This is a genomic window from Rhizobacter sp., assembly GCF_031412075.1.
GTDB lineage: Bacteria > Pseudomonadota > Gammaproteobacteria > Burkholderiales > Burkholderiaceae_C > Rhizobacter.
On the sequence record NZ_JANOCG010000298.1, the window covers coordinates 1 to 2038 of the forward strand.

The 2038-nt window shown below is 67.6% G+C and carries 2 protein-coding genes and 1 pseudogene; 1 reads left to right on the forward strand and 2 read right to left on the reverse strand.

The window, feature by feature from the left end; translation table 11 throughout:
- Positions 1-403 (forward strand): annotated as a pseudogene (locus RMO40_RS10945) (3-phosphoglycerate dehydrogenase); the annotation flags it as partial.
- A gap of 41 nt (positions 404-444) precedes the next feature.
- Here RMO40_RS10945 and RMO40_RS10950 read toward each other — a convergent pair.
- Positions 445-1602 (reverse strand): NAD(P)-dependent oxidoreductase, encoded by a 1158-nt coding sequence (locus tag RMO40_RS10950; RefSeq protein WP_309720547.1) that lies wholly within the window; start codon positions 1600-1602, stop codon positions 445-447.
- A gap of 106 nt (positions 1603-1708) precedes the next feature.
- Positions 1709-2038, reverse strand: a 330-nt coding sequence (locus tag RMO40_RS10955) for an aminotransferase class V-fold PLP-dependent enzyme (protein WP_309720550.1), incomplete at its 5' end; no start/stop codon positions are given.

Consider the following 2038-nt stretch of genomic DNA (forward strand, 5'->3'; position numbering starts at 1 on the left):
CAGCGGGAAGCTGCAGGGCAACGCCGGGGTGCTCGCGCTCCCGCACCTGGGCGCTTCCACCGAGGAGGCGGAGGAGAACTGCGCGCTGATGGTGGTCGATCAGCTACGCGACTTCCTCGAGCACGGCAACGTGGGCAACGCGGTGAACTTCCCAGCCGTGAACATGGCGCGCGAATCCAACTTCCGCATCGCGATCGCCAACGCCAACGTGCCCAACATGCTGGGCCAGATCTCGACCACCATGGCCCACGCGGGCCTGAACATCCACAACATCGTCAACAAGAGCCGCGGCGAGATGGCCTACACCTTGGTCGATGTCGACAGCGCGGTGCAGCCGGCGGTGCTGGACAAGTTGGCGGCGATCGAGGGCGTGCTGTCGGTGCGGTACCTGCCGCTGGCGTAGGCCTTGAGAAGTATGTATGAATTTTACGTACTTTTTGCGTTCTACACCAGCGGCAGGCAGCGCACCGACAGCACGCCATCGATGGCCCGCAGGCGCTCGAGCACCGCCGGCAGCACCGGGCTGTCGACGTCGACCAGGGTGTAGGCCATCTCGCCGCGGCTCTTGTTGACCATGTTGTGGATGTTCAGGCCCGCGTGGGCCATGGTGGTCGAGATCTGGCCCAGCATGTTGGGCACGTTGGCATTGGCGATGCCGATGCGGAACTTCGACTCGCGCGCCATCTGCACGGCCGGGAAGTTGACGGCATTGGCGATGTTGCCGTGCTCGAGGTAGTCACGCAGCTGCTGCGCCACCATCACCGCGCAGTTCTCTTCGGCCTCGCGCGTCGAGGCTCCCAGGTGAGGCAGGGCGATCACACGTTCCTGGCCGTGCAGTGCGGCGCTCGGGAAGTCGCAGACGTACATGCCGAGGTGGCGCTGGGCCAGGCTGGCCAGCACCGCGCGGTCGTCGACCACGCCCTCGCGCGAGAAGTTGAGCAGCACGGCGCCGGTGCGCAGCGTGCCCAGGTTGTCGGCATTCAGCAGGTGCTGGGTGGCAGCGACCAGGGGCACATGCAGCGTCACGAAGTGCGCCTGCTTCAGCACCTCGGCCACGCTCGCCGCGCGCTTGACCTGGGCCGGCAGGCTCCAGGCCGCGTCGACCGTGATGTCGGGGTCGTACCCGAGCACGTTCATGCCGAGCTTGATGGCTGCATCGGCCACCAGGCAGCCGATCTTGCCCAGGCCGACGATGCCCAGGGTGTGGCCCACCAGCTCGAAGCCGGCGAAATGCTTCTTGCCGTCCTCGACCCGCTGCTCGAGGTCTTCGGCTTTCGGGTCGAGCGTGGCGACGAAGCGCAGTGCGCCAGGCAGGTTGCGCGCGGCCATCAGCATGCCGGCCAGCACCAGTTCCTTCACCGCGTTGGCATTCGCGCCGGGCGCGTTGAACACCGGCACGCCGCGGGCGCTCATCGCGGCAACGGGAATGTTGTTGGTGCCGGCCCCGGCGCGCGCGATGGCGCGCACGCTGGTGGGAATCTCGACGCCGTGCAGGTCGGCCGACCGCAGCAGCAGCGCGTCCGGCTCGGTCAAGTCCTTGCCGGTCTCGTAGCGCTCGGCAGGCAGTTGCTTGAGCCCGTTGGCCGAGACAGAGTTCAGCACCCGAACGCGGAACCTTTCAAGCGGCCGCCGCGGATCTGGCTCCGCCAGGCCGCCAGCGGCGCCCCCCTGTGGGGGAGCGGCGAATCCGCTTCGGGGGGGGGCAACATCAGCCATGGGCGGCCTCGAAGGCCTTCATGTACGTCACCAGCGCCTGCACACCTTCGATCGGCATCGCGTTGTAGATGGAAGCGCGCATGCCGCCCACCGAGCGGTGCCCCTTCAGTTGCAGCAGCCCCGAGGCCTCGGCGCCTTTGAGGAAGGCGGTGTCGAGCGCCTCGTTGCGCAGCTTGAACGGCACGTTCATCAGCGAGCGACTGTCGCGCTGCACCGGGCTGGTGTAGAAGCGGCTGGCATCGAGGTGGTCGTACAACAGGGCCGCCTTGGCACGGTTGCGCTCGGCGATCGCGGTCAAGCCACCCTCGGCCTTGAGCCAGCG